Source organism: Plantibacter sp. Leaf314 (assembly GCF_001423185.1).
GTDB lineage: Bacteria > Actinomycetota > Actinomycetes > Actinomycetales > Microbacteriaceae > Plantibacter.
Map to the genome: position 1 here is coordinate 773,937 of NZ_LMOB01000001.1, position 22,879 is coordinate 796,815.

The 22,879-nt window shown below is 69.1% G+C and carries 24 protein-coding genes and 1 tRNA gene; 5 read left to right on the plus strand and 20 right to left on the minus strand.

The genetic code is table 11. The features are described from left to right. Positions 1-106 precede the first annotated feature (106 nt). On the plus strand, positions 107-1,189 hold the full coding sequence (locus tag ASF68_RS03605) for a GNAT family N-acetyltransferase (protein ID WP_056006925.1): 1,083 nt from the start codon (positions 107-109) through the stop codon (positions 1,187-1,189). A gap of 3 nt (positions 1,190-1,192) precedes the next feature. Here ASF68_RS03605 and mutM read toward each other — a convergent pair whose 3' ends face one another. The 6 genes from mutM to ASF68_RS03635 form a co-directional block, all read right to left on the minus strand. Then, positions 1,193-2,083, minus strand: a complete 891-nt coding sequence (gene mutM, locus ASF68_RS03610) for a bifunctional DNA-formamidopyrimidine glycosylase/DNA-(apurinic or apyrimidinic site) lyase (protein WP_056006929.1) — start codon at positions 2,081-2,083, stop codon at positions 1,193-1,195. After that, positions 2,067-2,723, minus strand: coding sequence for a ribonuclease III (gene rnc, locus ASF68_RS03615; RefSeq protein WP_056011317.1), 657 nt, complete (start codon positions 2,721-2,723; stop codon positions 2,067-2,069). Before rnc ends, mutM begins: the two co-directional genes overlap by 17 nt. A 112-nt stretch (positions 2,724-2,835) precedes the next feature. Further along, positions 2,836-3,045, minus strand: a complete 210-nt coding sequence (rpmF, locus tag ASF68_RS03620) for a 50S ribosomal protein L32 (RefSeq protein WP_056006932.1) — start codon at positions 3,043-3,045, stop codon at positions 2,836-2,838. 3 nt (positions 3,046-3,048) lie between these two features. Continuing rightward, positions 3,049-3,561: a DUF177 domain-containing protein gene (locus ASF68_RS03625; protein ID WP_056006935.1), complete on the minus strand. Its 513-nt coding sequence runs from the start codon at positions 3,559-3,561 to the stop codon at positions 3,049-3,051. A gap of 111 nt (positions 3,562-3,672) precedes the next feature. Beyond that, positions 3,673-4,155 (minus strand): pantetheine-phosphate adenylyltransferase, encoded by a 483-nt coding sequence (gene coaD, locus ASF68_RS03630; protein WP_056006938.1) that lies wholly within the window; start codon positions 4,153-4,155, stop codon positions 3,673-3,675. Between the two features lie 19 nt (positions 4,156-4,174). Further along, entirely contained in the window at positions 4,175-6,343 is a 2,169-nt protein-coding gene (locus ASF68_RS03635) for an ATP-dependent DNA helicase RecG (protein WP_056006941.1), read from the minus strand. 72 nt (positions 6,344-6,415) lie between these two features. On the opposite strand from ASF68_RS03635, the gene rsmD reads away from it, so the two are divergent. Continuing rightward, the gene (rsmD, locus tag ASF68_RS03640) at positions 6,416-6,988 is read left to right on the plus strand and encodes a 16S rRNA (guanine(966)-N(2))-methyltransferase RsmD (protein ID WP_056006944.1); all 573 of its coding nucleotides are present in this window, start codon (positions 6,416-6,418) and stop codon (positions 6,986-6,988) included. Between the two features lie 31 nt (positions 6,989-7,019). On the opposite strand, the gene thiL is transcribed toward rsmD, so the two are convergent. Then, the gene (gene thiL / locus ASF68_RS03645) at positions 7,020-8,036 is read right to left on the minus strand and encodes a thiamine-phosphate kinase (protein ID WP_056006947.1); all 1,017 of its coding nucleotides are present in this window, start codon (positions 8,034-8,036) and stop codon (positions 7,020-7,022) included. A 25-nt stretch (positions 8,037-8,061) separates the two neighbouring features. Here thiL and ASF68_RS03650 point away from each other — a divergent pair, with 25 nt between their 5' ends. Then, positions 8,062-8,553, plus strand: coding sequence for a DUF3515 family protein (locus tag ASF68_RS03650; RefSeq protein WP_056006950.1), 492 nt, complete (start codon positions 8,062-8,064; stop codon positions 8,551-8,553). Positions 8,554-8,587: 34 nt separating this feature from the next. Here ASF68_RS03650 and ASF68_RS03655 read toward each other — a convergent pair whose 3' ends face one another. The 11 genes from ASF68_RS03655 to ASF68_RS03705 form a co-directional block, all read right to left on the minus strand. After that, complete coding sequence (locus tag ASF68_RS03655; RefSeq protein ID WP_056006952.1) at positions 8,588-9,679, minus strand: D-alanine--D-alanine ligase family protein; 1,092 nt, start codon at positions 9,677-9,679, stop codon at positions 8,588-8,590. After that, a complete protein-coding gene (locus tag ASF68_RS03660; RefSeq protein WP_056006955.1) occupies positions 9,576-10,721 on the minus strand; it encodes an NAD(P)H-dependent glycerol-3-phosphate dehydrogenase in 1,146 nt (381 codons plus the stop codon). The genes ASF68_RS03655 and ASF68_RS03660 overlap by 104 nt, the downstream gene beginning before the upstream one ends. Beyond that, the gene (locus ASF68_RS03665; protein WP_056006958.1) at positions 10,711-11,451 is read right to left on the minus strand and encodes a 1-acyl-sn-glycerol-3-phosphate acyltransferase; all 741 of its coding nucleotides are present in this window, start codon (positions 11,449-11,451) and stop codon (positions 10,711-10,713) included. Before ASF68_RS03665 ends, ASF68_RS03660 begins: the two co-directional genes overlap by 11 nt. 6 nt (positions 11,452-11,457) lie before the next feature. After that, the gene (gene murA, locus ASF68_RS03670) at positions 11,458-12,828 is read right to left on the minus strand and encodes a UDP-N-acetylglucosamine 1-carboxyvinyltransferase (RefSeq protein ID WP_056006959.1); all 1,371 of its coding nucleotides are present in this window, start codon (positions 12,826-12,828) and stop codon (positions 11,458-11,460) included. 19 nt (positions 12,829-12,847) lie between these two features. Next, positions 12,848-13,444: a 3-isopropylmalate dehydratase small subunit gene (gene leuD / locus ASF68_RS03675; RefSeq protein WP_056006962.1), complete on the minus strand. Its 597-nt coding sequence runs from the start codon at positions 13,442-13,444 to the stop codon at positions 12,848-12,850. After that, positions 13,444-14,940, minus strand: a complete 1,497-nt coding sequence (gene leuC, locus ASF68_RS03680; RefSeq protein WP_056006965.1) for a 3-isopropylmalate dehydratase large subunit — start codon at positions 14,938-14,940, stop codon at positions 13,444-13,446. Before leuC ends, leuD begins: the two co-directional genes overlap by 1 nt. A gap of 180 nt (positions 14,941-15,120) precedes the next feature. Beyond that, entirely contained in the window at positions 15,121-16,224 is a 1,104-nt protein-coding gene (locus ASF68_RS03685; protein WP_056006968.1) for a DUF4333 domain-containing protein, read from the minus strand. Then, complete coding sequence (locus ASF68_RS03690) at positions 16,221-17,147, minus strand: hypothetical protein (RefSeq protein ID WP_056006971.1); 927 nt, start codon at positions 17,145-17,147, stop codon at positions 16,221-16,223. Before ASF68_RS03690 ends, ASF68_RS03685 begins: the two co-directional genes overlap by 4 nt. Then, on the minus strand, positions 17,144-18,199 hold the full coding sequence (locus tag ASF68_RS03695) for a serine protease (protein ID WP_056006974.1): 1,056 nt from the start codon (positions 18,197-18,199) through the stop codon (positions 17,144-17,146). Before ASF68_RS03695 ends, ASF68_RS03690 begins: the two co-directional genes overlap by 4 nt. A gap of 185 nt (positions 18,200-18,384) precedes the next feature. After that, positions 18,385-18,457, minus strand: a tRNA-Glu gene (locus tag ASF68_RS03700). 109 nt (positions 18,458-18,566) lie between these two features. Continuing rightward, the gene (locus ASF68_RS03705) at positions 18,567-19,469 is read right to left on the minus strand and encodes a diacylglycerol kinase family protein (protein WP_056006977.1); all 903 of its coding nucleotides are present in this window, start codon (positions 19,467-19,469) and stop codon (positions 18,567-18,569) included. 83 nt (positions 19,470-19,552) lie between these two features. On the opposite strand from ASF68_RS03705, the gene ASF68_RS03710 reads away from it, so the two are divergent. Then, positions 19,553-20,191 carry an MBL fold metallo-hydrolase gene (locus ASF68_RS03710; protein WP_056006980.1) on the plus strand — a complete coding sequence of 213 codons (639 nt, stop codon included), beginning with the start codon at positions 19,553-19,555 and terminating at the stop codon, positions 20,189-20,191. 10 nt (positions 20,192-20,201) lie between these two features. Here ASF68_RS03710 and ASF68_RS03715 read toward each other — a convergent pair whose 3' ends face one another. Further along, a complete protein-coding gene (locus ASF68_RS03715) occupies positions 20,202-21,296 on the minus strand; it encodes an acyl-CoA desaturase (RefSeq protein ID WP_056006983.1) in 1,095 nt (364 codons plus the stop codon). Between the two features lie 375 nt (positions 21,297-21,671). On the opposite strand from ASF68_RS03715, the gene ASF68_RS03720 reads away from it, so the two are divergent. Beyond that, the gene (locus ASF68_RS03720; RefSeq protein WP_056006986.1) at positions 21,672-21,875 is read left to right on the plus strand and encodes a cold-shock protein; all 204 of its coding nucleotides are present in this window, start codon (positions 21,672-21,674) and stop codon (positions 21,873-21,875) included. 184 nt (positions 21,876-22,059) lie between these two features. Here ASF68_RS03720 and ASF68_RS03725 read toward each other — a convergent pair whose 3' ends face one another. Beyond that, positions 22,060-22,761, minus strand: a complete 702-nt coding sequence (locus ASF68_RS03725; protein WP_056006988.1) for an SOS response-associated peptidase — start codon at positions 22,759-22,761, stop codon at positions 22,060-22,062. Between the last annotated feature and the right edge of the window lie 118 nt (positions 22,762-22,879).

The window sequence follows — 22,879 nt, forward strand, 5'->3', positions numbered from 1 at the left end:
GCGAATCCGCCGACGGGCGAGGGACACCACGCGGTGCGGGCCGTCCGGGGTGGTCGTAGCATGGACCGCATCACCCAGGACGGTCTGGCGTGAGAGGGAGGCGACGATGCGCGTCACGATCGACGACGTGGAGATCCCGGCATCCGGGAGCTCGGCCGTGTTCGATGCGGTCCAGGAGGTCGCGAACACGCTCGAAGCGGAGATCTGGTCCACCGACGACTTCTCCCTGACCTCCTCCATGACCCTTCCCGAGTACCGCGACCAGCGGTTCCAACGACGCGTCCTGCTCGCCGCCGTCCTCGACGGCCGTGTGGTCGGTCGCGGCTGGCTCGGGTACGGCACCGAGGGCGACGCGGCGACCGCCTCCCTGGACGTCGGCGTCCTTCCCGAGGCGCGTCGTCGAGGGATCGGCACGGCTCTCCTGCTGGACCTCGAGCGGCGGGCCCTCGCCGCCGGTCGCCAGACGGTGACCGCGTTCACGCAGCACGCCGTCGACGACATCCCGTCCGACGAACCGCTCCTCGGCGCGAGCGTCGGCGAACGGGCGATCCCCGCGAACGCCGCGGCCAGCCGGTTCATGCTCGATCGTGGATACGCCCTCGCGCAGGTCGAGCGGACCAACCGCTGCGACCTCGCCACGACGCTCGGGAAGCTGCCGGACATCGTCGCGACGTCGACCGCGCGAGCCGGACACGCGTACCGCCTCGTGCACTGGGTGGACCGCACCCCTGATGAGCTGCTCAGCTCGCTCGCGACTGCCCGCGAACACATGGCGACCGACATCCCGGCCGCCGATCTGGAACTCGACCCAGAGGTCTGGACGCCCGATCGCGTCCGCGCCCGCGAGGATCAGCTGGCGGCGTCGGGCGACCACGCGATCGTCCTCGCCGCCGTCCACCGCGACAGCGGCGCGGTCGCCGGGTACACCGAGCTCGTCCTCGGCGAGGGCAAGGTGCACGCGGAGCAGTGGGACACGCTCGTCCTCGCCGCCCACCGAGGGCACGGCCTCGGGCTCTGGATGAAAGCGGCGAACCTCCTCGCACTCGCGGAGCGGGCACCAGAGCGGTCGAGGATCTACACCTGGAACGCCGATGAGAACGAACACATGCTCGCGATCAACGACCGACTCGGGTTCCGCATCGTCGGCTACTCGGGCCAATGGCAGCGCCGGCTCCCCCGCGACGCCTGAGCGTCACGTCCGGCGTTGGCAGACCGGACAGCGGTGTGATCCGCGGTTCATGAACTGTTCGCGCACGATGAACGTCCCACAGCGCGCGCACGGCTTCCCCTGCCGGCCGTAGGCGTTGAGGCTGTGGGCGAAGTACCCGGCCTGCCCGTTGACGTTCACGTACTGGGCGTCGAAGCTCGTGCCGCCCTCCGCCAGCGCCTTCGCGAGGACGTGCCGCACCTCGTCGAGCAGGCGCGCAGCGCGCGGACGGCTCAAGCGGGCGGTCTCCTGCTCGGGATGGATGCGCGCCGCCCAGAGCGACTCGTCCGCGTAGATGTTGCCGATCCCGCTGACGAGGGTCTGGTCGAGGAGCGCCCGCTTCACCCCGGTCCGTTTCTCGCGCAGCCGTCGGAGGAAGACGGCGTCGTCGAAGGCGGGGTCCATCGGGTCGCGGGCGATGTGCGAGACCTGATCCGGCACCAGTGCGACGTCGTCTCCGAACCCTCCGGCAGCACCGTCCAGCGTGGGGACGAGCGCCGTCACGGCCATGGACCCGAAGATCCGCTGATCGACGAAGTGGAGCCAGAGTTCCCCGTGTTCGGGATGCTCCAGCTGCAGTCGGATCCGCAGGAGTCGGTCGGCGTCGTCGCCCGGCGACCGCAGCAGCATCTGTCCGCTCATCCCCAGGTGGCCGACGATCGCCTCCTGGTCGTCGAGCGGGAACCACAGGAACTTCCCGCGTCGGACCGCCGAGCGGATCGTCCGCCCCGTCAACCGTGCCGTGAAGTCGGCGACACCGCTCGCGTGGCGGCGCAGGGAGCGTTCGTCGAAGACCTCGACGCCGGCGATGGTCGACCCACTGACGGCGGGCTCGAGGCCGGCGCGGACGACCTCGACCTCAGGGAGTTCCGGCACTGATCCTCGACCAGGCTTCCAGGGCGGCCGCCATCTCGGCGTGCTTCTTGCTCGTGCCGGAGCCCGTCGCGGTGACGGCGGTGCCGACCGTGACCGTCGCGACGAACCGACGGTTGTGGTCGGGACCGGAGCTGGCGATCTCGTACACGGGTGCCGGAGCACCGATCGCGGCGGCGGCCTCCTGCAGGCTCGTCTTCGGGTCCATCGCGGCCCCGAAGCGTTCGGGGTTCTCGAGCAACGGCGTCACCAGGCGCAGGACGAGCGCCGTGGCCGCGTCAGGACCGGCGGACAGGTAGGTCGCGCCGATGACGGCCTCCATCGTGTCGGCCAGGATGGACGCCTTGTCTCGGCCCCCGGTCTGGTCCTCGCCCTTGCCGAGCTTGATGCGCTCGCCCAGGCCGATCGAGCGGGCGACCTCGGCGAGCGCGATCGTCGACACGAGACTGGCCCGTCGCTTCGCGAGCTGGCCTTCGTCGAGGTGCGGGAAGTCACGGTAGAGCATCACCGTGACGGCCTGCCCGAGGATGGAGTCGCCGAGGAACTCCAGGCGCTCGTTGTGCGGGAGCCCACCGTGCTCGTACGCGTACGAGCGGTGTGTCAGCGCGAGGTCGAGGAGCTCATAGGAGACATCGACATCCAGCTGCCGGGCACAAGCGACGACACCGGGGTCGGGCTCCGAGAAGGAGCCGACCCCGGTGTGGTCGGAATGGTTCGTGTTCACGCTGTTCGAACGCGGACGTTCAACAGAGCGATCAGACGTCTGCGACCTTGCGGCCCTTGTACTCGAGGTAGAGGGCGGTGCCCTGCGAGTCCTCGACGACCTTGGCGCGGTGCGGCAGGCTGTACGTGACGCGGCCGTTCTCCACCGTCTTCACGAGCGTCGGCACGGCGGCCTTCCACTGCGAGCGACGCGAGCGGGTGTTCGAGCGCGAGACCTTCCGCTTCGGGGGGTTTCCAGCCATGATCTATCTCTCTTCTGTGTCTGCAGCCGCGCCCGGGGCGCTGCTGGCGTCTGTGTCAAGTTCGGAGTCTGAGGACAAGCCCGCGAGCGCAGACCAGCGAGGATCTGCGACGTCTTGGGGGTGTCGTTCCGGACGTTCGGCCAGCCGCTCACCGGTCTCGGGATCGAGTCCGGGGCAATCCGGCTGGCACACCGGCTGAAACGGTAATGCGAGAACTACCGCATCTCTGACCAGAGGTTCAAGATCCACGTGGTCGTCGTGAACCTCGAAGTCAGACGCTTCCGAATCAGGATACGCGAAAAGTTCCTGAATCTCGACTTCGACGGGCAGTTCGATGTCGCGGAGGCACCGACCGCACTCGCCGGTCGCCGTCGCATCGACGTCCACGGTGACGAGGATGCCCTCGTGCACGGACTCGAGACGGACCTGCTCGGAGAGCGTCGTGCCCTCCTGGACGGCGACGAGACCCTCGCCCCATCGCTCGGCGAGCACCACCTCGAGGTCGTGCTCACGCATCTCCCCAGGACGGTTCACCAGATCGCGCACGTTGACGCTGAACGGGGAGTTGTTGGTTCTCTTTCTAGCCACGATCGACGATTCTACGCCGAACGCGACCGAGGAGCCGCCCTAGCCCTCCTGCAGGAAGGAGGCCACGACCGGTGGAACGTACGGGCTGACGTCGCCACCGAGTGCGGCGACCTGCCTGACCAGCGAGCTCGAGACGTGGGCGTGCGCCGGGTCCGGGAGGAGGAAGACCGTCTCCACGCCGGCGAGGCTGCGGTTCATGATGGCCATGGGCGTCTCGTAGGCGACGTCGACCTGCGAACGGATGCCCTTGACGAGCACGCTCGCGCCGACGTCGGTGCAGTAGTCCACCAGCAGACCGACGTTCCACTGCGCCACCACGATGTTGTCCGGCAGGCCGCCATCCGTGATGGAGCGTTCGAGGAGCGACACGCGCTGCGGCATCGGCAGCAGTGCGGACTTGTCGGGGTTGTGCACGACGAGGACGTGGAGTTCGTCGAAGATCCGCGCCGCCCGCTCGATGACATCCAGGTGCCCCAGGGTGACGGGGTCGAACGATCCGGGGACGACGGCGATCCGCTTCATGGAGCCAGCCTAGCCGTGCTCAGTTCTTGGCGAGGGCGGCGCGGTCGGATTCGTCGAGGCGTCGGCGCAGGGCCTCCGCCAGGGCGGGGTGGTCGGCGAGGTCCGGATCCGAGGCGAGGAGCTCGGCCGCATCAGCCCGAGCTTCGATGATGACCTCACTGTCGTGCACCACCCGCAGCAGCTTGAGGGATGACCGACCACCGGACTGCGTGCTGCCGAGGACGTCGCCCTCGCGCCGCAGTTCGAGGTCGACCTGCGCAAGGTCGAAGCCGTCGAGCGTCGCCGCCACGGCGTCGACCCGCTCGCGGGCGGTGCTCTCCATCTCAGCCGCGGTGACGAGCAGACAGAGGCCCGGCACACCACCTCGCCCCACCCGGCCGCGCAGCTGGTGCAACTGTGAGACGCCGAAGCGGTCCGCGTCGAGGACGACCATCGTCGAGGCGTTCGGGACGTCGACACCGACCTCGATGACGGTGGTCGCCACCAGGACGTCGATGTCGCCCGCCGCGAAGGCGCGCATCGTGCGGTCCTTCTCCTCGGCGCTCATACGACCGTGCAGGACCTCGATCCGTCGGGCGGCGAGCAGCGGGTGCCGCCGGAGGTCCTCGACCGTCATCAGGACGGAGGCGACCGGGCGTGCCGGATCGACGTCCTCCTCGAGGGACTCCCCCGGTTCGACCTCCTTGGCGTCGATCGCCGGACACACCACGAACCCCTGCCGCCCCTGGGCGAGTTCCTCCGCCAGCCGCTCCCACACGCGCGAGATCCAGCGTGGGTGGTCCGCGAGGGCCACCACGAAGCTCTCGATGCCCTGGCGCCCCTGCGGCAGCTCCTTGATCATGCTGACGTCGAGATCACCGAAGACGGTCATGGCGACCGTGCGTGGGATCGGCGTCGCCGTCAGCACGAGCACGTGCGGCGGGGTACGCCCCTTCTGGCGGAGCTGATCGCGTTGCTCCACGCCGAATCGGTGCTGCTCGTCGACGACCACCAAGCCCAGGTCGGCGAAGCTGACGGCATCACCCAGCAGCGCGTGCGTCCCGATCACGATGCGAGCCTGGCCGGCGACGATGCGGAGCAGCGCGCGTTTGCGTTCGGCCGTCGGCAGCTGCCCGGTGAGCAGGGTCGGCATGAGTTCCGCCGCGAGGTCCGGGCCGAGGGATCGGACGATCGACCGCAGGTGCTGGGCCGCCAGGACCTCCGTGGGCGCCAGGAGCACGGATTGTCCTCCGCTGTCGGCCACCGCCGCCATGGCCCGCAGCGCGACCAGGGTCTTCCCCGAGCCCACCTCGCCCTGGACGAGGCGGTTCATGGGATGGCGCTGCGCGAGGTCGGCGGCGATCTCCGCTCCGACCGTCTGCTGGTCGCCGGTCAGCTCGAACGGCAGCGCCGCGTCGAGCCGGGTCAGATACCCGCCGGCTCGGGGTGTGCGCGGCTCGGCCGCGAGGGCTCTGGTCGCCGCGCGCTGTTGGAGGAGCGCCGTCTGCAGCAGATACGCCTCCTGGTAGCGGAGGCTGCGGCGCCCCCGCTGCCAGTCGCGGTCCACGGCAGGACGGTGCACCGCGCGGATGGCGGCATCGAAGGACAGCTCGCTCCTCGCCGAGCGGACGGACCGCGGAACGGGATCCTCCTGGGGCGGCAACGCGTCGAGGACGAGCTCGACGGACTGTTTGAGGTTCCAGCTCGTGATGGTGCTCGTCGCCGGATAGATCGGGATGGGCGCCTCGGACCACGCCTTCGCCTGCGCATCGGCGAGCGCCGGTGCTTCGGCGTCGTCGGGGAAGAGCTGGTATTGCGGATGTGCGAGTTGGTAGCTGCCGCGGTAGTCGCCGACCTTGCCGGCGAAGATGCCACGGAGTCCCGGTCGGAGTTCGTTCGCCCGCCACTTCTGGTTGAAGAAGGTGAGGTTGAGTCGGCCCTGACCGTCGGAGATGACCACCTCGAGGATGGAGCCCTTGCGCTGCTTCATCTCCCGGTCGCGGACCTCGACCACGTCGGCGACGATCGTGACGTCCTCGCCGAGCGGCAGCTGGCCGATGGCCGTCAGCTCGCCGCGTCTCGCGTAGCGACGGGGGTAGTGCTCGAGCAGGTCGCCGACGGTCTCGACGCCGAACGCCTTCTGCAGTGCCGTGGCCGTGCGCCCACCGAGGACGCCGCCGAGCTTCGTGCCCAGCTCGATCCCCGTCATGCCCTTGATTCTATTCGGCACCTCGGACACCGACGGTTCGCCTCGTCCCGTGCGGCCTGCGAGGATGGAGCCATGGCCGGCATCAGGATCATCTCGGGTTTCGCCGGATCACGCACGATCCGGGTTCCGGGCAGCGGGACACGACCCACGAGTGATCGTGTCCGCGAAGCGCTCTTCTCGGCGCTGGAGGCCCGCGACGTCATCGCCGGGGCCGAGGTGCTCGACCTCTACGCCGGATCAGGCTCTCTCGGACTTGAGTGCGCGAGTCGGGGCGCGACCGTGGTGACCTTGGTCGACCGGTCGTCCGAAGCCGCGAAGCTGTGCCGCGACAACGCCAGGATCGTGACGTCGGCCGCCCCTCGTGGCGCGTCGCCCCGGATCACGGTGCAGGCCAAGGCGGTCGGCGCCTATCTCGCGGGGGCGACGGTCCCGTCCGACCTCGTGTTCATCGATCCGCCCTACGACCTGCCCGAGGCCGAGCTCACCGCCAACCTGGCGGCGCTCGTCGGCCTCGTGGCGGATGACGGCCTGATCCTCGTGGAACGCAGCTCCCGGTCGCCGGAACCCACGCTCCCCGCCGAGCTCGAGGTGTTGCGGAAGAGCACCTACGGCGAGACCCTCATCTGGTGGATCGCTCCGGCCTGATCCGTCCCACCGAGGCCGTCGACGCCGCACGTCAGCCGGCGGCGTCGTCCCAGTCGCGGTACGGGTCCCACCCCGCGTCGCCGTCGTAGAGCCTGCCGTCCACGAGGACACCGGCTCCCGACCGCACCGTGCCGATGGCGCGGAACCCGTCGGGGACACCGCCCGACGCGGGGAACGTCGCCAGCAGCGCGTGGTCCTCTCCACCGGAGAGGGCGAGCACGGCGTCGGCGCCCAGCGCGTCGCCCCGGAGGTCGATCGCGACACCACTCGCCCGAGCGAGACGCCCGGCGTCCAGCGCGAGGCCGTCGGAGAGGTCGAGCATCGCCGTGGCTCCCCCGACGGCCGCGACGACGCCGGCACCGATCGGTGGGCGCGGAGCCAACTGCGCCTCGACCAGGGCCCGATGCTCCACCCGCAGCGCGGCCGCCGCCTCGGCCGACGGGACCCCCGCCTCGTCGACTCCTCGCTCGAACAGCAGCCGGAGGCCGGCAGCCGCCGCTCCCAGCTCACCGGCGACCGCGACGGTGTCACCGAGCTGCGCGCCATCGCGTCGGACGGGAGCTCTCCCCTCCAGGTCCCCGAACGCCGTCACCGCGATCATGAACACGTCCGAGACGGCCAGATCACCACCGACGACGCCACACCCCGGCGCGAGGGCGGAGCAGGCGTCGCGGAGGCCCTCGGCGAACCCGTCGAGGACGGCGACCGGCAGGTGCTTCGGCATCGCCAACGCCACCACGAGGGCCGTCGGCCTGGCACCCATGGCGGCGACATCGGCGAGGTTGCTGGCCGCGGCCTTCCAGCCCAGATCCTGTCCGGTCGACCACGCGAGCCGGAAGTCCGGGCCGTGGATCATCGTGTCCGTCGTCACGACGAACCGACCGTCCGGCGCCTGCACGACCGCTGCGTCATCGCCTGGCCCGAGGAGTTCGGCCTCCGCGTGCGGCAGACGGGGGAAGATCCGTTCCAGCAGCTCCCCCTCGGCCAGGTCGCCGACGGACGTCCCGTGCATCGCACCACCGCCGGAGGCACTCCCAGACTCGTTCATGGGATCAACGGTAGCCTGGTGTGCGATGTCCCCGACCCGCGCCCTCCTGGCCACCGCCCTCGCTGCGGTCGCCGCCCTCGCCCTCGCCGGCTGTGCCCCCGCCGTCGCACTCGAACCAGCCGACGACGCGAACAACCCGCAGTGCGCCGAGGTGACCGTGCGCCTCCCCGACGTGGTGGCCGAGCTGCCGGAACGCACGACCGACGCGCAGGCCACCGGCGCCTGGGGCGACCCGTCAGCCGTCCTCCTGCACTGCGGCGTCGCCATCCCCGGCCCCACCACCCAGCAGTGCCAGTCCGTGAACGGTGTCGACTGGATCATCGACGACAGCGACGCGCCGCGCTACCGCTTCACGACCTTCGGCCGCACCCCCGCGGTCGAGATCGTGCTCGACGGTGACGCCGTCGCCAGCAGCACCGTGCTCGCCGACCTCGCGCCGGCCGTCTCGGTCCTGCCCATCACGGGCAAGTGCACCGCCCTCGGCGACGCCGAGCTGCCGATCCCCACTGACGGCTGACACCGACGGCTGACGCCCGAGGGCACCCGTCTGGTCACGACCGGGCGCGCGCGACCTCGATCAATTCGGTGATGAGTTCCGGATAGCTGAGCCCCGAGGCGAGCCAGCAACTTGGGAACATCGAGATCGGCGTGAAGCCGGGCATGGTGTTCACCTCGTTGACGACGAAGCCGTCGGCGGTCAGGAAGAAGTCGACCCGCGCGAGCCCGGCGCATCCGAGGGCGTCGAACGACCGCCTCGCGAGGTCCTGCATGTCGGCGAGCTGCGCGTCGGGGATGTCGGCAGGGCAGACCAGCTCGATGCCGGGGGCGTCCAGGTACTTGGCCGCAAAGTCGTAGAAGTCGCGTCCGGTGACGACGACCTCGCCGGCCACGGACACCCGCGGAGCAGTGCCGGGCAGCGACTCGAGGACGGCGCACTCGACCTCGCGCCCGACGAGGCCGGTCTCGACGAGCACCGTCGAGTCCTCGGCGAGTGCGACCTCGATCGCGGCGGCGAACGCCTCGGGCGAGGACACCTTCGAGACACCGACACTCGATCCGGCGCGAGCCGGCTTCACGAAGGCCGGGAGCCCCAGGGAACCGAGTGACGACAGGACCTGCTCCGGTGCAGACGCCCACTCGTAGGCGGAGAACCGGACCCAGGGGGCGACGGCGATCCCTGCGGCTTCGAGCACGGTCTTCGTGAAGTGCTTGTCCATCCCGAGCGACGACGCCAACACCCCCGACCCGACGTACGGCAGGTCGACGAGCTCCAGCATCCCCTGCACGGTCCCGTCCTCGCCGAACCGGCCGTGGAGGATCGGGAACACGATGTCGATCGGTCCGAGCGTCGACTCGGCACCGTCGGGGCCGACCACGGTCAACTCCCGGGAGCCGATCCGATCAGGCCACCGCACGGCGGGACGCGAGGCGTCGACCTCCGGAAGGTGCTCAGGATCGAGCGCGTACCGGCTCGGGTCGTCGACCTCGAGGACGTAGGAACCGTCGTGGGCTATGCCGACCGGGTAGACGTCGTATCGTTCACGGTCGATCGCCGCGAGGACGCCGCCCGCCGTTGCGCAGCTGATCGAGTGCTCGCTTGAACGGCCTCCAAAGAGCACCACCACTCCGGTCTTGTGCGTCATCGTTGCTTCTCTCCCCCTGGGGTTCGTCGTCGTCGGTCGTCAAGTGTGGTGCGATGTCCTTCGGGTCGAGCGTGCCGTCGAGCACCTGCTTGACCTGTTCGACGATGGGCATCGCGACACCCTTCGCGCGGGCCAGTTCGAGGACCGGAGCGACGGAGGCGAGCCCCTCGGCCGTCTGCTGCATCTGCTTGACGACATCGTCGAACTGATACCCCTGCCCGAGCAGTCGGCCCGCCGTGTTGTTGCGGGACAACGGGGACTGGCAGGTGGCGATGAGGTCGCCGAGCCCGGCCAGGCCCGACAGGGTCTCGGGCTGGGCGCCGTGGGCGACCGCGAAGTCGGTCATCTCCACCAGCCCTCGCGTGATGATGGACGCCTTCGTGTTCTCGCCATATCCGACGCCGTCGACGATGCCGATCGCCACGGCGATGAGGTTCTTCAGGACCCCACCGAACTCGGTCCCGATCACGTCGGTGTTCACGAAACTGCGGAAATACCGGTTGCGCGCCAGGAGTGCGACCGTCTGCGCGGTCTCGAGGCTCTCCGAGGAGATGACCGCCGCGGTCGGCTGCTCACGGGCGATCTCGAGGGCGAGGTTCGGACCGGAGGCGACGGCGATGCGCGAGGGGTCGATGTCGAGCGTCTCCCGGATGACCTCGCTCATGCGCGAGCCGCTGCGTCGCTCCACACCCTTCATGAGCGACACCACGATGGTGCCCTCCTCGAGGTGCGGGCGCAGCGCGATGAGGTTGTCGCGCAGGGACTGGCTCGGGACCGACAGGAAGACGACCGCTGCCCCGCGCACGGCGTCGACCATGCTCGCCGTGGCCGTCATGCGCATGGGCAGGTTGATGCCCGGCAGGTAGTCGCTGTTGCGCTTCGCCTCGGTGATCTCACGGGCGAGCTCGGGTCGTCTGGCCCACATGACCACGTCGGACCCACCGTCCGCGAGGATCTTGCCGAACGTCGTGCCCCAGCTGCCCGCTCCGAGCACGGCGACCCTCGTGGCGGCCGGTGATGCCGGAACGTTCCTAGGACTCAAAGCGGCCCGTCTCCTTCTGCTGGTGTTTCGAGGGGTCCCAACGCTCCGTGGGAGCCTGGGCACCGCGGAGTTCCTCGCAGAGGGCGGTGATGGCCTGCATGACGACCTCGGTCGCCTCGTTCAGCGTCTTCGAGTCTAGCGGCCGACCCGCGAAGGCCGAGAGGTCGACCGGCTCACCGATGGCGACGTCGACGCGCTTCCGCAGCGGGAACACCCGCAGCTTCCCGTACCGCGGCATGACCTCCTGCGTACCCCAGTGCGCTGCGGGGATGATCGGCAGGCCGTGGGTGAGGGCGATCCGCGCCGCGCCCGTGCGTCCGCGCATGGGCCACAGCCCCGGGTCACGGGTGAGCGACCCCTCCGGGTACACGATGACGCCTTGACCGCGACGGGCGAGGTGCGCCGCGGCGCTCACCGGATCCATGCCCCTGGCCGAACCCTCCCGCTGCACCGGGATCTGCCCCGACCGGCTCAGGAGCCACCCGACGACCGGCACGCGGAACAGGCTGCCCTTGGCCATGAAGCGAGGTTGCCTGCCGAGCCGCCAGACGGCGGCGCCCATGATCAACGGGTCGAACTCGCTGTCGTGGTTGGGCGACAGGATGAAGGCACCCTCCTGTGGCAGTCGTTCACCGTGCCGGATCCGCAGCTTGACGAGGGCGCTGAACGGCGGGATCGCTATCGACGACAACAGCCAGTAGATCGACGGTCTCGACCGCTCCACCCCCACAGCGGACTACTTCGTTTCGAGGACGAAGTCAGCACCGAGCTGCTGGAGCTTGACGATGAAGTTCTCGTACCCGCGGCTGATGATGCCGACGTTGCTGACCGTGGACTTCCCCTCGGCCGTCAGCGCCGCGATGAGGTGGCTGAAGCCACCGCGGAGGTCGGGGACCTCGATGTCGGCGCCGTGCAGCGGCGTCGGTCCGTTGATGACGGCGGCCTGCTCGAGGTTGCGACGAGGCACCCGACGAGGCGTGCCGGACAGTCCGTTCGGGTGCACGACGATGTTCGCGCCCATCGTGTTGAGCGCGTCCGTGAACCCGAAGCGGTTCTCGTACACGGTCTCGTGGACGATGGACTCACCCTTCGCCTGCGTGAGCGCCACGATCAACGGCTGCTGCCAGTCCGTCATGAATCCGGGGTGCACGTCGGTCTCGATGACGACGGGCTTCAACTCCTCCTTGCGGTAGAAGCGGATGCCGTCGTCGGTGATGTCGAACCCGCCGCCCGCCTTCCGGAAGATGTTGAGGAACGTCATCATGTCCTGCTGCTTCGCGCCGCCGACGAACACGTCGCCGTCGGTGGCCAGTGCCGCCGAGGCCCAGCTGGCGGCCTCGTTGCGGTCGCCGATCGCCGTATGGTCGTAGCCCTCGAGCTTGTCCACGCCCTCGATGAGGATGACGCGGTTGGGCTCGTAGGAGATGATCGCGCCCATCTTCTGGAGGACCGCGATGAGATCCATGATCTCGGGTTCGATCGCGGCGCCCTTGAGCTCCGTCGTGCCCTTCGCACGGACCGCGGTGAGGAGCACCTGCTCCGTCGCGCCGACGCTCGGGTACGGCAGGTGCACCGTCGTCCCGTGGAGACCGTTCGGAGCCGAGAGCCGGATGCCCTGCGGGAGCTTCTCGACGACCGCGCCGAACTTCCGGAGCGCGTCGAGGTGGAAGTCGATCGGACGGTCGCCGATGCGGCAGCCGCCGAGGTCCGGGATGAAGGCTGCACCGAGGCGGTGCAGCAACGGGCCGCAGAACAGGATCGGGATCCGCGAGAAACCGGCGTGTGCGTCGATCTCCTCCATGTGCGCGGACTCGACGTTCGTCGGGTCGAGGCGGAGCTCGTTGGGGTTCTCCCCCTCGGTGACGTCGACGCCGTGGATCTCGAGCAGCGACCGGACGACCCGGACGTCGCTGATGTTCGGCACGTTGCGCAGGACGCTGACGTTCTCCCCGAGCAGCGACGCCACCATGGCCTTGGTCACGAGGTTCTTGGCACCCTTGACCTCGATCCGGCCGGTGAGCGGGATGCCGCCGTTGATCGTGATGCGGTCGACATCGAGTCCGACCGACGAGCCTGCCGCCTGTGACGCCTGGACGAGTGAATTCAAACCGGTACCTACTGCCTTGCTACTTGACGGGAATGGTGCGGGGCAGCCAGTTGGGCCGCCGGGCTTCGAATGCGGTGATCTGCTCCTCGCTGCGGAGCGTCAGCCCGATGTCATCGAGTCCTTCGATGAGCCGCCACCGAGTGTAATCGTCGACCTCGAACGAAACCGTGAGATCGCCGACCGTGATGGTGCGGTCGATGAGGTTCACCACCGAGTCAGCACCCGGGGACGCCTCGATCGCCGCCCAGAGCTGTTCCAGCTCCTCCTCGGTGACCTGGGCCGCCAGCAGCCCCTGCTTCCCCGAGTTGCCGCGGAAGATGTCGCCGAAGCGGGACGACACGACGACGGTGAACCCGAAGTCGCGGAGCGCCCACACGGCGTGCTCGCGCGACGAGCCCGTCCCGAAGTCGTGCCCGGCGACGAGGATGCTCGCGCCCTGGTAGGCCGGCTGGTTGAGCACGAAGTCCGGGTCCTGACGCCACCCGGCGAAGAGCGCGTCCTCGAAGCCCGTCTTCGTGACGCGCTTCAGGTAGACGGCGGGGATGATCTGGTCGGTGTCGACGTTGGAGCGGCGCAACGGTGCTGCGATGCCGGTGACGGTCGTGAACTTGTCCATCAGGCGTGCACGCCTTCCTGCTCGGTCGCCGCGTGTCTGCCGGGGCCGACCTCCAGGTCGGCGGGGCTGGAGAGCGTTCCGCGGATGGCGGTGGCGGCGGCGACGAGCGGCGAGACGAGGTGCGTCCGACCGCCCTTGCCCTGACGACCCTCGAAGTTGCGGTTGGAGGTGGACGCACAGCGTTCGCCCGGGGCGAGTTGATCGGGGTTCATGCCGAGGCACATGGAGCACCCGGCGAAGCGCCACTCCGCACCGAAATCGGTGATGATCTTGTCGAGGCCCTCGGCCTCCGCCTCGATCCGCACCCGAGCTGACCCGGGGACCACCATGACCCGCACGCCCTCAGCCTTCGTGCGGCCTTCGATGATGGACGCGAAGGCCCGGAGGTCTTCGATGCGGCTGTTCGTGCAGGAACCCATGAAGACGGCGTCGACCGGGATGTCCTTCATCGGCGTGCCGGCTTCGAGGGCCATGTACTCCAGGGCGCGCTCGGCGGCCGACCGTTCGTTCGGGTCCGCGATGGCGGCGGGGTCCGGCACGTTCTCGCTCAGCGAGACGCCCTGTCCGGGGTTGGTGCCCCAGGTGACGAACGGCTCGAGGGTGTCGGCGTCGAGGAAGACCTCGGCGTCGAAGGCGGCACCCTCATCGGTCGCGAGGGTGTCCCAGTACGCGACGGCCTCGTCCCAGTCGGCTCCGGTCGGCGCGTGCGGGCGACCCTGCAGGTAGTCGTAGGTGGTCTGGTCGGGGGCGACCATGCCGGCACGTGCTCCAGCTTCGATCGACATGTTGCAGATCGTCATGCGCCCCTCCATCGAGAGCGCACGGATCGCGGAACCGCGGTACTCGAGCACGTACCCCTGCCCGCCGCCGGTGCCGATCTTCGCGATCACGGCGAGGATGATGTCCTTCGCGGTGACGCCCGGACGCAAGGTGCCCTCGACGGTGATCGCCATGGTCTTGAACGGCTTCAGCGGAAGGGTCTGGGTCGCCATGACGTGCTCGACCTCGCTCGTGCCGATACCGAAGGCCATCGCGCCGAACGCGCCGTGCGTCGAGGTGTGCGAATCGCCGCAGACGACCGTGATCCCCGGCATGGTGAGGCCGAGCTGCGGGCCGACGACGTGCACGATGCCCTGATCGAGGTCGCCGAGCGAGTGGATGCGGACGCCGAACTCGGCAGCGTTCCGCCGCAGCGTCTCGATCTGCGTGCGGCTCGTGAGGTCGGCGATCGGCTGGTCGATCGCGAGCGTCGGGGTGTTGTGGTCTTCGGTCGCGATCGTGAGGTCCACGCGGCGGAGCGGGCGATCGGCCAGGCGCAGCCCGTCGAACGCCTGCGGGCTCGTCACCTCGTGGACGAGGTGCAGGTCGATGTAGATGAGGTCGGGCGTGCCGTCCTCGCCCTTGACGACGAGATGGTCGTCCCAGACCTTCTCGGCCAGCGTCCGCGGGTGCTCGGGGATGCTCGGGATGGAAGGATCGGCGTTCAGCTGCGACATGTCGTGGAATTCCTTCAAACGATGAGTGGACAGGCGTCAGCGACCTCCGCGACGAGGGAGCCTGGGTCTAGGCCTCGTCGCGGCACGGAAGGAGGAGCAGCCCGGACAGCATGGGCCCAGCGTACCACCCTGCACACGCCCGGCCTCGCCCCGCAGCCGGGCCCCCGGAGCCCCGATCCCCTACTTCGGTGCGTCGACCCCGACGCGGTACTGTCCCTGGTCGTTGATGACCTCGACCGCCACCGGGTAGCTCTTCGCGTTGTAGGAGAAGGTGCACTCGAACTGCGTCCCGGTCGTGGCCGGCTGGTCGCTCGGGCACTCTACCTTCTCGACGTCGGCCAACCCGAAGTCCTGCTTGAGCACCTCGGCCACGCCGGTCTGCACCGCCCCGCGGTCGAGCATCGGGGTGAACAGGCGGCCGACCGACAGCAGGGTGAGCGGAACCGCGATGAGCGACCCGGCCACGGCACCGATGACGACACCGGTCCAGAGTTTGCGGCCGAGCGGCTTGCGCGGCGCCTTCGGCGTCGAGGCGGACTGCTGGGCCGGGCCGCCGTACTCTGGCCCGGGACGGAACGGACCCGTGGACGGACCGGGCTGCTGCTGCCCGGGTCGCTGAGACGGCCCCTGCTGCTGCGGACCCTGCGGCTGCCCTGCCGGGAACGGAGCGCCCGGGTGCTGGGCCTGTCCCGGCCCGAAGGGCTGGGGTCCGGGAGGACGCCCCTGACCGAACGGCTGGTTGCCCTGCTGGCCGTTCGGTGCGCCCGTCGGACGAGCCTGAGGTCCTCCGTGAGGCTGGTTGGGCTGCAGCGGCTGCTGGCCCTGGCCGGACTGACCGTAGTGCGCCGGAGGACGGAATCCGTCCGGGCCCTGCTGCTGTCCCTGAGCCGGCGGCCGACCAGCGGGCGCGCCCGACGGCGGACCCTGCTGAGGCCACGGCCGCCCGGCCGCGTCGGGTGCGGCCTGCTGACCCTGGTTCGTCTGCGAAGAGCCGGTGGGCTGCTGCCCCGGGGCGCCGTTCGGCCGCCCGTTCGGGTACGACGGCGATCCGGACGCCGAGCTGTTCCCGGGCGTGCCGTTCTGGGCGGGGCCGCCCTGGGACGGACCGTGCTGGCCGTTCTGCGCGGTGCCGTTCGTCGGCTGCGTCTGCAGCTGCGGGCTCCCCGGTCCGAACTCCAGGCGCGGTGCGTTCGGGTCGGGGAACCCGGGCGGCTGCTGGTCCGGTCGCAGCGGTCCGCCGACCGGGGGTCTTCCGAGGTTCTCGGGCTTCTGGTCGTCGGTCATTTCCGCAACTCCTCGATCCGATCCCAGAACGCGGCCTGATCGGCCGCCGGGATCACCGTCGTGTCGAATCCTGATGGTGACGTCGGCAGGTCCTCGAGGGTCGACGTCCCCGACACCTCGAAGCCGGCTTGCAGCTGCAGCGGCGTGTCGCCGTCGACCGTTCCGCTCAGCTCCATCTTCACGAGCCCGCCCTCCGCGTTCTGGAAGATCGTGACGGGCAACTGCGTCGCCAGCTCATCCTCGCTGAACGAGGAGACGACATCGTCCGGCAGGTCGAAGAGCGTCCCCACCGCCAGCACGCTCTCGAGGGTCGCGCTCGTCGAGATCTGCGAGGACCCGTCGTTGCGCATCGAGACGACGACGCTGCTCGGCACCCCTTGCTCGGAGCTGCGGGTCGCTTCGACCGCCGTGTAGATGTCGCACGCGATCGAGATCCCGGGGAAGACGCACGCGGGCCCGAGCGAACCCTCCGTGTCCTCGTCCGCCGTGTACTGCGTATCGACGGCCACCCACTCCGTCGGGGCGAGTTCTTTGAGCTCGCCACCCAGGAGGAGCAGGTCGTAGTTGCGGCCTGCCTCGTGGTAGATGTCGACCGTGTTGCCGTCGGCCGAACCCTTGTCCTGGCTGAACGAGGCGGTCGGGTCACCGAACAGGACCACCGAGTCGTTCTCGTGCGACTCGAGGTCGCCGGAGACGGCGTGCACGTATGCAGACCCGATGACGTCCGGCGCCTGCCCGATCTGGGCGGCGAGGAGTTCGAACCTGGCCTCGGCGAGATCCTGCATGTAGCTCTGTTGGGCGGCGGCGTCGGGGAACGCCGAGCCTGGCGTCGTGCACGCGGTCAAGGCGAGGGCGGCCCCGCCGGCGATGACGAGGAGGCGGATCACCCCAGGGCGCCGCGTCGTCTGCAGGTGGGCGGTCACGATCCCTCCGCCAGAGCGTCGTTGTAGAGCGTGAGCGCCCGCTGGCCGAGGACCGGGCCCTCGAGCCAGGATCCGTCGCCGCGGGAGGTGACGGAGGTGACGTACCCGGCGCCGGTGGCGGGGTCGAGTCTGGTGAGCCAGCCGCCGCCCGAACATCCCGGCGTCATGAGGCAGTCGACCCGGTAGCCCGCGTACCCCTTGGTGGCCGCCTGGCTCGCGCAGTACCGCTGCGACTGGCCGTCGAACGGAGCGGCGGACGGGTACCCGATCACGGTGATGCCCTCCGGTGGGGTTCCGAAGGAGATGCCCTGACCGCCGGTGACCTCCTGGATCTTCTGACCCGACGCGTTCGGAGCGAGCCGGATGAAGGCGAAGTCGTACGCCCAGCCGTTCCCGCTCGTCGCGCCGCTGGCGTCGGAGGTCGCCTCACTGGTGAACTCGTCGGGGACGTAGGTGCTGACACCCGCCCACTGGCCGTACGGCTGGGTCTGACCGTTGGCCGCGTCGGCCGGGATGAAGATGATGTTCTCGGCGAGCTGCTTGCCGTAGGTGTCCCACACGCAGTGGCCCGCAGTCAGCACGAGGTCCATGGTCGGCGCGTTGACGACGCTCGCGGAGCAGACGTAGGTGGCGCCACCGATGGAGAAGTAGAGGCGCCCCTGCGTCGCTGCGGCGAGCCCCGTCGCCGGGTAGGGGTCACCGGCGGCGGTCGGCGCGATGGCCTTGACGTCGACGTCGGGGCCGACACCGGTGCTCGGGTGGACGACCACGCCGGTCGCCTGGTCGCCCGTGAGGGTGTCCTCGCCCGGCTTGAGGTCAGGTGCCTTCGCGCCACCGAACTTGTCGTCGGTCCAGTAGTCGTTGACCTCCTGCGGGCTCGCGTCGAAGTCCTTGCGCAGGGTGTCGTCCGTCCCGCCGGCGACGTCGATGACGGGGCCGGCCTCACCCGCGACGGGCTCCCCCGTGACCGGGATGGAACATCCCGTCAGCAGGGCGGCGAGGATCAGGACGGCGGCTGTCGCCGGAGCGCGGCGCTTCTGCTTCACGATCACCCGGCCAAGCTAGCACGCAGCAACGTCCCAGGAGATCGGTGCGAACCCTGCCGTCGCCGCGCATCGCCCCGAAACGTCGGACGACACCGCCGCGAACCGGGCATCGCGAGGGAGGCCCTCGACCCCACGACGAAGAAGCCCCGCTCCCTGTAGACACAGGAGAACGGGGCTTCTTTTCGGTGTTGTGACCCCAACGGGATTTGAACCCGTGCTGCCGCCGTGAGAGGGCGGTGTCCTAGGCCGCTAAACGATGGGGCCGTAAGCAACGGATATGAGTATGCCATACGATTTCGAGCCGTACAAATCGACGCCCTGACAGGCCTCCGGCGGGCGAGTCGGCACCCCTCCCGGCTGTGTCGCCGCGGCCTCAGGCGAGGACTCGGAGCGCCCCCGGCACCACCTCGACCACGACCGGGAGGGGTCCGATCCGTTCCCCGTCCGCGTACGCCGAGATGTCCGCCGCTCCGATCGACACGGAACGGACCCGCGACAGCCGGACGATGTCGAGTTCGGTGTGCGCGCCGGAGAACACCTTCGGGAAGAGGCGGAGGAACCGCGACCGCGACACCGGCGCGACGACGAAGAGGTCGAATCGCCCGTCGGCGAGGTCGGCCTGCGGGGCGATCAACATGCCGCCTCCGATCGAGGTGTTGTTCGCCACGGCGAGGAGCACCGCCTCCACCGACTCGGCCACACCGTCGACCACCAAGTCGTACCGGCGGGGTCGCAAAGCGATGAGTTCTCGGAGGATCGCGATGGTGTAGCGACTCCGACCGCGCGGACGCCGCATCCGGTTCGCCCGCTCGTTCACCAGTGCATCGAACCCTGCAGACACGGCTCCGACGAACCAGGTCGTGCGATCCCCGACCGTCGCGGTGCCCGCATCGATGGTGCGCGGCTCCCGATCCAGCGCCCGCACCAGCAGGTCGATGGCCGCCGCGGGGTCGTCCAACGGGATGCCGAGGCCTCTGGCGATGTCGTTCCCCGTCCCGGAGGGGACGACGCCGAACGGCAGCCCGGAGTCCCGCACCGCCTCGACCGCCAGACTCACCATCCCGTCACCGCCGACGACGACGAGCGCGTCCAGGCCGGTGTCGATCGCGGCACGCACCGAGACCCGGAGTCCCTCGACGTCGTCCTCCTGCAGGTGGACGGTCCGGTGGCCGGCGGTGTGGAGCGCGTCGAGCACCATCGGGCCGACCGCTCGGGTCGCGCCGAAGGACGCGGACGGGTTGATGGCGACGCCGATGCGTCGTTGCTGCGTGGTCACGTGCCGATTCTGACAGGAGCGGGGCCGAGCGAGGCCCGACGGACCGGGTTGCCCTGGATGCCGGGACGGTATTCACTCGTCCTATGAGACTGACGAAGTTCGAACACGCAGCATTCCTCCTCGAGACCGACGGCGCCAAGCTCGTCGTGGACCCCGGGTCGTTCACGGCACCGATCGCGGACGTCGACCACGTCGTGGCGGTCCTGATCACGCACCTCCACCCCGACCACTGGACCGGGGAGCACCTGGACCGCATCCTCGCGGCGAGTCCCGGGGCCGTCGTGTACGGCCCTGCCGGTGTGGCCGCCGCGGCAGAGGGATACGACGTCACCGTCGTCGCACCGGGCGACGTGGTGGAGGTCGGACCGTTCGTGCTCCGGTTCTTCGGCGGCACCCACGCGGTGATCCACCCGTCGATCCCCGTCATCGACAACGTCGGCGTCCTCATCAACGACCGGGTGTACTACCCCGGGGACTCCTTCGCCGTGCCGGAGGGGGTCGAGGTCGACGTCCTCGCCGCACCGGCCGGGGCCCCCTGGATGAAGATCTCCGAGGGGATGGACTTCGTCACGGCCGTCGCGCCGAAGCGGGCCTTCGGGACGCACGAGATGGTGTTGTCCGGCGCGGGGCAGAGCATGTCACACGATCGCCTGCGATGGGCGACCGAACAGGGCGGTGGAAGCTACTTCGCACTCGCCCCGCTCGACACCCTCGAGATCTGACCGCCGTCGACTACCGGCGGCGGAAGTTCGCCGCCGCCGGGCAGTCGAACGGGTCGCGGGCCGAGAGGCCGACGCGGTTCAAGTACTCGATGACGATCGCGTAGGACTGCAACAGCGTGGTCTCGGTGTACGGGACCTGCTGGGTCTCGCAGTGCTCCCTCACGATGACGCGGGCGCGGGCGAGAGCCGGTCGGGGCATGCTCGGGAACAGGTGGTGCTCGATCTGGTAGTTCAGGCCGCCCATGAAGGTGGCCATGCCGAATCCGCGGACGTTGCGCGAGGTCAACACCTGCTTGCGGAGGAAGTCGAGCTTCATGTCGGCGGGGATGATCGGCATGCCCTTGTGGTTCGGGGCGAAGGACGCTCCCATGTAGACGCCGAAGACGGCGAGCTGGACACCGAGGAACGCGAACGCCATGCCCAGCGGCAGGAAGAGGAAGATCGCTGCGAGGTACAGGCCGACGCGAGCGACGATCATGCTGATCTCCGCGACCCGGCCGTCGACCTTGCCCGGCCCGAAGAGGGTCTTGAAGGACAGCGCGTGCAGGTTGATGCCTTCGAGCATGAGGAGCGGGAAGAAGAGGTACCCCTGCTTCCGGGTGATGAGCGCCTGGAGCCCCTTGGCCTTCGCCGCGTCCTCCTCGATGAAGGAGATCGTGTCGATCTCGATGTCGGGGTCCTTGGTCACCTGGTTCGGGTTCGCGTGGTGACGCGTGTGCTTCGTCATCCACCAGGAGTAGCTGATGCCGACGATCCCGGCGGCGAGGAACCGGCCGGCGCGGTCGTTCGCCCGACCGGACTCGAAGACCTGACGGTGCGAGGCCTCATGGGCGAGGAACGCGAACTGGGTCAGGATGATGCCGAGCGCTCCGGCGATGAGGAGCTGGAACCAGGACTCGCGCAGCAGGATGAATCCGGTCACGCAGCCGAGGAGCGCGATGACGAGGAACGAGAACGTGAGGATGTAGAACATGCGGTGGCGGCGCAGCAGTCCTGCTTCACGAACCGTCTTCAACAGCGACGAGTATGAGCTGGTGACGTTCGCAGCGCCGGGCTTGCGGGGGCTCGTGGCACGAACCGGGCCGAGGATGGCTTCAGTTGACATGGGCACTCCGGAGGAATCGTGTCGACTTCCCAGCCGGGGGCGATGAGCGGACGCTCGGTCGAGCGGAAGCTCTGCAGATGGCCTCAGCCTACGGTCGACGGCTGGGGAATCACCTCACATCTCGGTATCCGCACAGGTTCCCCACGTCGAGACGGGCGATCCGGGGAAAAGTCGCAGAATTCGTCAATCCGTTACCTGTTTGAGTTCCACTTGAGCGCCCTCATGGGCTAACGTGGATCGAAGTTGTTGTGTTGCGCAGGTATTTCAAGCCGCGTTTCCACCGATGGATACGCTGCTTTTCTGAGGAGCGAGCAAAGAACACCGCGACGAACGGTCCCGAAAGTCGGGAACGGTCACTCATGAAAGAGGAAATACATGTCAACTGGAACTGTGAAGTGGTTCAACGCCGAAAAGGGCTTCGGCTTCATCACCCCTGACGACGGCAGCGCCGACGTCTTCGCACACTTCTCCGCCATCGCGACGAGCGGCTACCGCTCGCTCGAGGAGAACCAGAAGGTCGAGTTCGAGACCAACCAGGGCCCCAAGGGCCTGCAGGCTGAGAACATCCGCCCCCTCTGATTCTCTGATCAGTCGGAGCTGACGATCCGAGTGGCCGGTCTTTCCAGCCCTCGCGTCTGAGACACCGAGAACCGCCCCTGACGTTCGCGTCAGGGGCGGTTCTGTGTTTCCAGGGGGTACGTGACCGGATGTCGACCGCGCCGTCGCCCGATCGCGCCGACGGCCCGATGTCGCGAGCGAGTGGTCAGTCCTGGACCGGGACGATGAGCTCGGGCCCGTCACCCTGCAACGGTGCGACACGGTGGAACACCAGTTGCTCCGCGACGTCGGTCGCAGCGAGCACCATCTCGTCGACCTCGTCCTGATCCGCCTCATGGTGCGGGTCGAGCCATTCGTCCCAGCACTCCGGAGGGAGGGTCACGGGCGTCCGCGGGTGCAGCCCCTGCAACGACCCGACGGCCGGGCGGGTGAGGATGGTCGCACTCAGCACCCATCGCCGCGGATCGTCGTCCGAGAGCGAGCGGTCCCGCCACCACGAGTAGAGTCCGGCGAAGACGATCGGCTCACCGCCGGCCGTCTGCACGTAGTAGGGCGTCTTCACCGTTCCCTCGGTGTGCCATTCGTAGTATCCGGCGGCGGGGATGAGCGCACGGCGTCGCTTGAGCGAATCCGCGAAGGTGGGCTTCGTGGTGATCTCCTCCGAGCGCGCGTTGAAGGTCGGGTACTGGCTCTTCAGCTCCGTGGCGAACGCCGGCACGAGCGACCATCGTGCGGATTCGAGACGCCGGACCGCCGGCTCCGTCTTCGCCGAGTCGAGGATGATCGGGATCTGCTCCGTCGGGCGCACGTTGTACGAGGGCCCAGGCAGCTCGGCAGCCGCATGGTCGATGTCGAAGAGCTCGATCAGCTCTTCGGTGGATTCGGTCACGACGAAACGTCCGCACATGGGCCCAGCGTACCGGCCACCGACGACACACCACGCCGCGTGTCGGTGGTCTCGTGGACCATAGTCCCACTGAGCGTCATCCGTCGGTGAACCCGGGTCGACCCGGTTGACTTGTTCG